The organism is Rothia sp. HMSC062F03 (assembly GCF_001836905.1).
GTDB lineage: Bacteria > Actinomycetota > Actinomycetes > Actinomycetales > Micrococcaceae > Rothia > Rothia mucilaginosa_A.
The window spans coordinates 97,950-105,669 of the sequence record NZ_KV830893.1; the positions used below are offsets into that span (position 1 = coordinate 97,950).

4 protein-coding genes and 3 tRNA genes are annotated in these 7,720 nt (G+C 64.2%); 6 read left to right on the plus strand and 1 reads right to left on the minus strand.

All coding sequences use genetic code 11. From position 1 onward, the window contains the following. Nucleotides 1-87: 87 nt before the first annotated feature. The 6 genes from HMPREF2674_RS07605 to HMPREF2674_RS07630 all read left to right on the plus strand — a co-directional run bounded on the left by HMPREF2674_RS07605 (nt 88) and on the right by HMPREF2674_RS07630 (nt 7,390). Nucleotides 88-3,432 carry a bifunctional [glutamine synthetase] adenylyltransferase/[glutamine synthetase]-adenylyl-L-tyrosine phosphorylase gene (locus HMPREF2674_RS07605; protein WP_210400131.1) on the plus strand — a complete coding sequence of 1,115 codons (3,345 nt, stop codon included), beginning with the start codon at nt 88-90 and terminating at the stop codon, nt 3,430-3,432. A 402-nt stretch (nt 3,433-3,834) separates the two neighbouring features. Continuing rightward, nucleotides 3,835-3,907, plus strand: a tRNA-Gly gene (locus HMPREF2674_RS07610). Between the two features lie 48 nt (nt 3,908-3,955). Further along, nucleotides 3,956-4,026, plus strand: a tRNA-Cys gene (locus tag HMPREF2674_RS07615). A gap of 24 nt (nt 4,027-4,050) precedes the next feature. Continuing rightward, nucleotides 4,051-4,122: transfer RNA gene (locus HMPREF2674_RS07620), tRNA-Val, on the plus strand. A 605-nt stretch (nt 4,123-4,727) separates the two neighbouring features. Then, nucleotides 4,728-5,723, plus strand: coding sequence for an HNH endonuclease (locus HMPREF2674_RS07625; RefSeq protein ID WP_070825331.1), 996 nt, complete (start codon nt 4,728-4,730; stop codon nt 5,721-5,723). A gap of 305 nt (nt 5,724-6,028) precedes the next feature. Beyond that, entirely contained in the window at nt 6,029-7,390 is a 1,362-nt protein-coding gene (locus HMPREF2674_RS07630) for a hypothetical protein (protein ID WP_070825332.1), read from the plus strand. Between the two features lie 257 nt (nt 7,391-7,647). Here HMPREF2674_RS07630 and HMPREF2674_RS09685 read toward each other — a convergent pair. Beyond that, nucleotides 7,648-7,720 (minus strand): IS3 family transposase (locus HMPREF2674_RS09685; protein ID WP_371441260.1); only part of this gene is annotated, 73 nt, incomplete at its 5' end.

The following is a 7,720-nucleotide window of genomic DNA, read 5'->3' on the forward strand; positions in this document are numbered from 1 at the left end:
ACCTATCAGCTTCACTTTTCGCTGCCGATTTTTACCGCCGAATCTTTACTCCCCACCCCACGGATTTCTACCCACAGTTCTCACGCTATGACTGACAGCTCACACTACCCGCCCACCGGGCTGATTCGCATCGTCGACCCGGCCAAGGAACCCAAACCCATCAGCGATATCGCCCCCGAGGTACTCGACGAAGCCCAGCGCGCCGAAGCCGAACGCAAGGCCCAGCTACGCCTGCGCACCCGCATGATTGCCGCGGGCTTCCACGACCCCTCCAAAGCCGAACGCTGGCTCAACGCCCCCGAGCTGGCCTCGGTCTCGCAGGATGCGCTCCTGAGCGGCCTGCGCCTCTCGCCCTCCCCGGACACCGCGCTACCGGCCCTCGTACGCCTCATCGAGAAGCACCCGGCAGTGGCCGAGCGCGCTAACCGCGGCGAGGAAGAATTCGGCATGTACCGCATACTCGGCGCCTCCCAGGCGATTGGTGATTTCCTCTACCGCCGCCCCGAGCTCATCGACCCGCTCTTCGACACGCAGGTGTACCCGGCCGAGAGCGCCCTGATTCGCTCCCAGCATCCGGCCTCGATTCTGCCGGAGACCGACGGGGAGTTTCTGACCCCCATCGCGCCGCTGGACACCCCCTACCGCCGCGATATCCTCACCGCCCTGGGCGCCGACCCGCACGCGGAGCGTCCGCGCGCGGCCGCCGAACAGACCGGTAAGGATGGCTACGTGACCCTGCGCGTGGCCTACCGGGCCGCCCTAGCGCGCATCGCCATGATTGACGTGTGCTGCGAAGACCCGGTAGAGATGATGCCGACCATCGGCCGCCACCTCGCCGATTTGGCCGCCGCCGCGCTGGAGGGTGCGCTCGCCATCGCGCGCACCGAGGTGGCGGAGGGGCTGGGCCCGGGCCTGGCGGCTCCTCGCCGCGGTGAGGCTGTGGACGCCCTGGACCTGGCGATTATCGGCATGGGCAAGTGCGGTGCCCGCGAGCTGAACTACATCTCCGACGTCGACGTGGTGTACGTGGTTGCGCCCGTGGAACCCGCCGCCGCTGGCACCGCACCCAGCGCCGGGGTAGACGAGGAGTCCGCCCCACTCAAGCTCACCGAGAACGAGTGCGTCACCATCGGTACGGAACTCGTGCACGCCCTCACCCGCGCCATCATGGGCCCCGCGCCCGAGCCCGCCCTCTGGGAGGTCGACGCGAACCTACGCCCCGAGGGCAAGGACGGCCCGCTCGTTCGCACTGTCGAATCCTACGTTCAGTACTACAAACGCTGGGCGGAAAACTGGGAGTTCCAGGCGCTTCTCAAGGCGCGTCCCATCGCCGGTTCGGCGCAGCTGGGCGCCCGCTACACCCGTGCGATTGACCCCTTCGTCTGGGAGTCTGCCGCCCGTGAATCCTTCGTGGAATCCGTGCAGGCCATGCGAGCCCGCGTGACCGACAATATCCCCTCGCACCAGGTGGACCGCCAGATTAAGCTGGGCCCGGGCGGCCTGCGCGATATCGAGTTCACCGTGCAGCTGCTACAGCTCGTGCACGGCCGCACCGACCCCGCTGTGCGCACCAAGTCCACGGTGGATTCTCTCGCGGCGCTGACCGCCGTCAGCTACATCAGCCGCACCGACGCCGAGGCGTTCAGCCGCGACTACAAGAAGCTGCGCGTGCTGGAGCACCGCATCCAGCTGCAGCAGCTGCGCCGCACCCACCTGATGCCCGAGAAGGAAGCTGAACAGCGCGCCCTGGCCCGCTCGATTCTCTCTCCGGAACGCAACGGAACCCTGTCTGCCGAGCAGATGCTCAAGGCGTGGCAGAAAATTAAACGGAACGTCCGTTCTCTGCACGAGCGGATCTTCTTCCGCCCGCTACTTGCCGCCGTCTCCACGCTCAGCCGTGACGAGGTGGTCCTCAGCGAGCAGGCAGCACAGGACCGTCTGGCCGCCCTCGGTTACCGCGATCCGCGCGGGGCCATGCGCCACATCAAGGCCCTCACCACGGGGCTTTCCCGCAGTGCAGATATTCAGCGGCATCTCATGCCCGTGCTGCTGGGCTGGTTCGCCCGCGGTGTGGATGCGGACGCCGGCCTGCTCGGATTCCGCATCGTCTCCGAGTCGCTCGGTAGCACCAGCTGGTACCTGCGTATGCTCCGCGACTCGCCGGCCGCCGCTGAGCGCCTGAGTCAGCTGCTCTCCAGCTCGCGCCTCATGACCGACCTGCTGGAGGATGCCTCCGCCTCCATCGCCTGGCTGGACAAGGTCGACGACCTCAAAGCGCTGGGGGAGGAGGCCCTTGAATCCGAGATTTCCTCGCTGCTGGCGCGCCACGAGGACGCCGTCGAGGCGATGCGCGCCGTGCGCTACCTGCGCCGCCGCGAAACCCTGCGTACGGCCATGGGCTGGACGCTGGGCATCGTCGACATCGAGGACACCTGCGCCGGCCTGGCCGCCATTGACGAGTGCACGATTGACGCGGCGCTACGGATTGCTCTGCGCGAGCTCCAGAGCACCGCGGAAGAATCCGAAGCCGGGGAGACGGCGGGGGAGCAACTACTCACTCGCATCGCCATCATCGGCATGGGTCGCCTGGGCGGGGCCGAGAACGGCTTCGGGTCCGACGCGGACGTCATGTTCGTACACGAACCTCTCGAAGGGGTCGACGAGGACGCCGCGCAGGAACAGGCCGCGCGCATCGTGAACCGCACCCTCGCCCTGCTCAAGCAGCCCGTCAAGCCCCCGATTCGCGCCGAACGCCCCCTCGAAGTGGACGCCGACCTGCGCCCCGAAGGCAAGCAGGGGGCCATCGTGCGATCGTTGGACTCCTACCGCTCCTACTACGAGCGCTGGGCCGAAACCTGGGAGTTCCAGGCGCTCACCCGCGCCCGCCCCATCGGCGGCGACCCACAGCTCAGCGAGGCCTTCGTGGAGCTCAGCGACCCGTACCGCTACCCGGCAACCTTCACGCCCGAGCAGGTGCAGCAGATTCGCCGCATGAAGGCGCGCGTGGAGAACGAACGCATGCCTCACGGCGCCGACCGCACCCGCCAGCTCAAGCTGGGCCGCGGCGGCCTGTCGGACGTTGAGTGGCTCGTGCAGCTGCTGCAGCTGCGGCACGCGCACGCGGTGCCGGGTCTGCGCACCACCTCCACGCTGAAGGCGCTGGATGCAGCGGTCGAGGCGGGCCTGGTCACCGCCGAGGACGCCGAGGTGCTCAGCGGCGCATGGTTGCTCGCCACAAAGATTCGCGGCGGCAACGTGCTACGCGGCGTGCGCCAATCCGACACCCTGCCCTCGGGTCGCGCCGACCTTGAGGCCATCGCGCGCTGGTGCGGATACCCCGCCGGCAGCGCCCGCGCCCTCGAAGAGGACTACCTGCGCCAGACCCGCAACGCCCGCAAGGTCTACGAGCGGCTCTTCTTTGACGAGGCCTAGAAAGGAACGAGTCCTAGAAAAACCAGCCTGATATTTTCGTTGCTGCGGTTTTCATAGGGGAGGGGCGGGGAATCAAAATTGGTTCCTCGCCCCTTTTACGCGCCCCGCAGAAGTCTTTCGAGGTGACAGAATTTTCCGCGAGTGTTCCGCATCGAGTGTTGGTGAGGGGCAGAACGGCTCCGGCTTCGAAATGCATAAATGTGACTGGCACCATGAAAATAAATTTTGTTGACCCCCGTCGAAAATGAGTCAAAATGCCCTGTTTTAGCCCGGAATTTCGCGGAACGCGGGGTGTTGTGCGAAGGATTTGGCAAACACTCAAAAACCCCGTATAGTATTTACCTGTCAGCACGACGGAGCGAAAAACTCCAACGGAATGATTCAAATTGAATACGCTGATATGCGGTTGTAGCTCAGTTGGTAGAGCACCACCTTGCCAAGGTGGATGTCGCGAGTTCAAGTCTCGTCAACCGCTCGTAAGGACTCCAAGAGTTCGAACGCGTTCCCCTCGGGGAGCGTATGCGGTGAGGTGGTCGAGTGGTTAGGCAGCGGCCTGCAAAGCCGTGTACGCGGGTTCGAATCCCGTCCTCACCTCGCAACAAAACAACTGTTTTGTGAGCGCGATTGGCGCAGCGGTAGCGCGCTTCCCTGACACGGAAGAGGTCACTGGTTCGATCCCAGTATCGCGCACAGATGAAGCCCTGATTCTTCGGAATCAGGGCTTTTGTGTTTAATCTTTTGGTTTTCTTGGTTTGCGGAGAGACGGTGCTCCTCAGCTGACTTGTGTCTGTTCTGGAGGCGGTGCTCCGTATATTTCCTCCGCGCCGTCGCAGGGAACCCGCCCTCGCTTCGCTTCGGGCACCCTGAGGGCGCTTCCGGAAAATACGCTCGCCCCGCTCCATGTCCCCGATGTCACTGCGGAGGGCACCATCCCTCCGCCCCGTAGGAAAAACACTCGACCCCGGTTCAGTAAGGGCAGGGCTTGCGTGCGCGATACCGGCATAACGAACTGGAAGGGAAGGAGGCTGTCGCCCTCTCAATCTTTTGCTGGCTCCGCCGGGTCTACATTTGTAGGGCGTGCATCTTACACACTTCCTCCGCGCCGTCGCAGGGAACCCGCCCTCGCTTCGCTTCGGGCACCCTGAGGGCGCTTCCGGAAGGTGTAAGTCTGCCGCCGAATCTCTTCAGTAGCTCACCGATACGACCAAAAGCTTTGCGCATCGCCCCTACCTCCGATACCCTAATGGAGGAAATCTACACTCACAGATACACCGCCGTATCGCAAAGGAACACCCATGAAATCCTTCCTCAAAGGGTTCGGCATCTTCTTCGCCGTATGCCTCGTCTTCTCCCTCTGGTACGTCGTCATCGGCGCCTTTATCATCGTGCTCATCCTGGGCATCATCCTAACCATCCGCAAAAACCGGTACTTCGCATCCCCCGAATTCCAGATGCACCGGCAACGCACCGCCACACTCGCCAGCGAATACAACGAAATCGCCAGCTACGTGCACGACATCTACACTCACGGAATCTACGAGCTCGGCACTTCCACCAATGGCATGTACGGTCACCTCGCCACCGTTGAGGCTCAGCAACCTAAAACCTGGCAGACGCTGCTGCGGAAGAAAACTGACGAACGTCCCCCGCACATCTATAAATCCTCTGAACAGGTCGTTCTCGAAGCTGAACGGGACCCCATCGGCAGCCTCATCAAGTACTTCCACATCGAAGCCAATCTGCAAACCCTCAAAGACGTGCAGCGCCTCTCCGACGATATCGCGCGCCTCGAAACCGCCGTCGACAACGTGCGACGCCGCGAAGACGACATGATCGCACACATCAACCCGCCCCAGTTCATCACCAAGATCTACGCTGACGAATTCTGGAAAAAACTCAACGTCTACCACGTGGGGCTGAGCGTGCCGTACCCCGTCTACCGATTCGAATACACCTCAGCAGATGGTAAAGAAAACCGTGCCGTCACCGTCACCCTCGACACTCCGACCCTAGACGCGCTCTCGGAAACACTCGAACGCAAAATACGCTGGGTATGGCCCGAAGGCGGCGAACGCACCCTCATGACCGCGCAGCTACGCCAACGCATCAAAGAACGCGATAACTACACCTGCCAAAACCCCGGATGCGGCAACTCCATCATGCGTGAACGAATCCTCGTCCTGGAGGTTGTCCACAAGGTTCCGCTGTCTAACGGCGGCAATAATGAGCCCGAGAACCTGCAGACCCTCTGCTGGCGTTGCGTGCGCGGACGGAACCTGCGGCTCGCATAAAGCCGCACCTTCAGGAAGCGACATCAGGGTGCCCGCCCGGGCGCTCTCCGCAGCGAAGCAAGGATGAGCGGAGCGTCCGGGTGCGGCGGGTTCCCCTGCAGGAGCGCAGGAAGAGAGCGGCGCGAGGCAGCCAAGAGCTCCCATACCGTGCTCAAGCCAGGGATTTATGTTAAGGCTGAGGTTAAGGGTATTCTTTTGAACGGCGCCGAGTTTCTTTCCAAAGCAAGCAATTCGATGCTTGCCTGGATTCAGATACCGTCGCGCCGCACACCACCTAATATTTCTCTCACCCTAAAGGGCATACCATGTCTTCATCCCTGACCCGCCGCAAGCTTGTCGCGGGCGTAGCCTGGGCGGCACCGGTCGTCGCGGCATCGGCAACCGTTCCGTCCTACGCGGCATCCGTCGCCGCAGACTGTACCCTGGCGGCCAGCCCTGCCTACAGCATCTCTGGCACCGACGAGGGCGCCAAGACCGTCAAGACATTCACCGTCCCCAACAACGTCTACAAGCTCCGCTTCGAGCTGGTTGGCGGCGCGGGCGGTACCAACAACCGCATGACCCCGGCGGGTTCCGGCGCGAAGGTCACCGGCGTTGTTGCGGTTACCCCCGGATCCACCGTGCAGATCGTGGCAGCTGCGGGCGGCATCGGCGACGGTTCGCTCACCCCCACGGCCGGCGGCGAAGGCTACGGCAACGGCGGCTCCGTGCCCGCCTACACCATCCCCGCCAGCGTCACCGCGCAGGTGGACGCAAAGTACGCTGACCCGGCAAACTCCAAGAGCCAGGTCTACGCCGCATCCGGCGGCGGCTCCTCCGCACTGCTCATTGACGGCACCGTGGTTGCTGTCGCCGGCGGCGGTGGCGGCGCGGGCATGACCAGCTCCGGCGTGTCCTACGCGGACCCCTGGTACTCCAACCTCGACGGCCAGATCGATGCCGGCGTGGCGGCCCTCGGCTCGGATGCATCCCCGCAGTTCGACGCGGCGGGTAGCGCCTCCGCAGCGGCAGGCTCCAACGGTACCCCCGGCTACGAAATCTATAGGGCTGAACGCTCCAAGGTGCTGACCTACAACTCCGGTTCCGGCGGCGCGGCGGGTGCGGGCGGTGCCGGCGGTGCGGCGGGTACCCTGCCGGTCAGCGGCCCCGTCATCGGTTTCGAGACCACCAACAACCAGGTGCTGTTCAGCCAGTTCGTCGCAGGTAACGCGGGCACGAGCGGCTTCGCGGGCAACGGTGGCGACGGCGCGGGCGCGTACTCCTACCAGCTCGACGAGAACCCCGCCAGCGTGCATGAGAAGGGCACCTACGAGGACCGCAGCTGGGACCTGGACGTCTACAACGACGAGGGCGCGTACGCGCAGAACTTCAATGGCTACCAGTCCGTGGTGTCCGGCGGTGGCGGTGCAGGCTACGGCGGCGGCGGTTCCGGCGCGGCCCAGTCCGTCTCCTCGATTGTGCTGACCCAGAAGTGGCTGAACAGCCCGACCGGTGTGCGCCAGGGCCTGGGCTACACGATGCAGGGCGGCGCCGGTGGCGCGGGCGGCTCGTACCTCGCCCCGTCGGTGAGCGACGGCGCCATCGCCTCGGCCGAGAACGCGCCGCAGTGGATGCGCGACCGCGGTAACGGCTCCGTGACGGTGACCTTCTGCGAGGCGGCAGCCTAACCGTTTCTCACGCTGAGAGGCGGTGTTCGTCCTCGCTCCTACACGCGTATAGGTGCGCCGCATGTTTCCTCCGCGCCTACGCAGGGGCACCCGTCACCCGGACGCTCCGCCCTCTCCTTGCTCCGCTGCGGAGAGCGTCCGTGTGACACCCTGAGGGCGCTTCCGGAAAACACGGCTGCACCTGTAACGCAAGCAAAGAGCCCCCACACGAGGTGATGAACTGCGCCCCGAAACTTGGACGCTATAAATAGTAGCCGCTATGCAGCTTCCTGCAGGGCCTGAACCCGGTATTCCACCGGGGTCAGGCCCTTAAGCTTTACCTGACGTCTT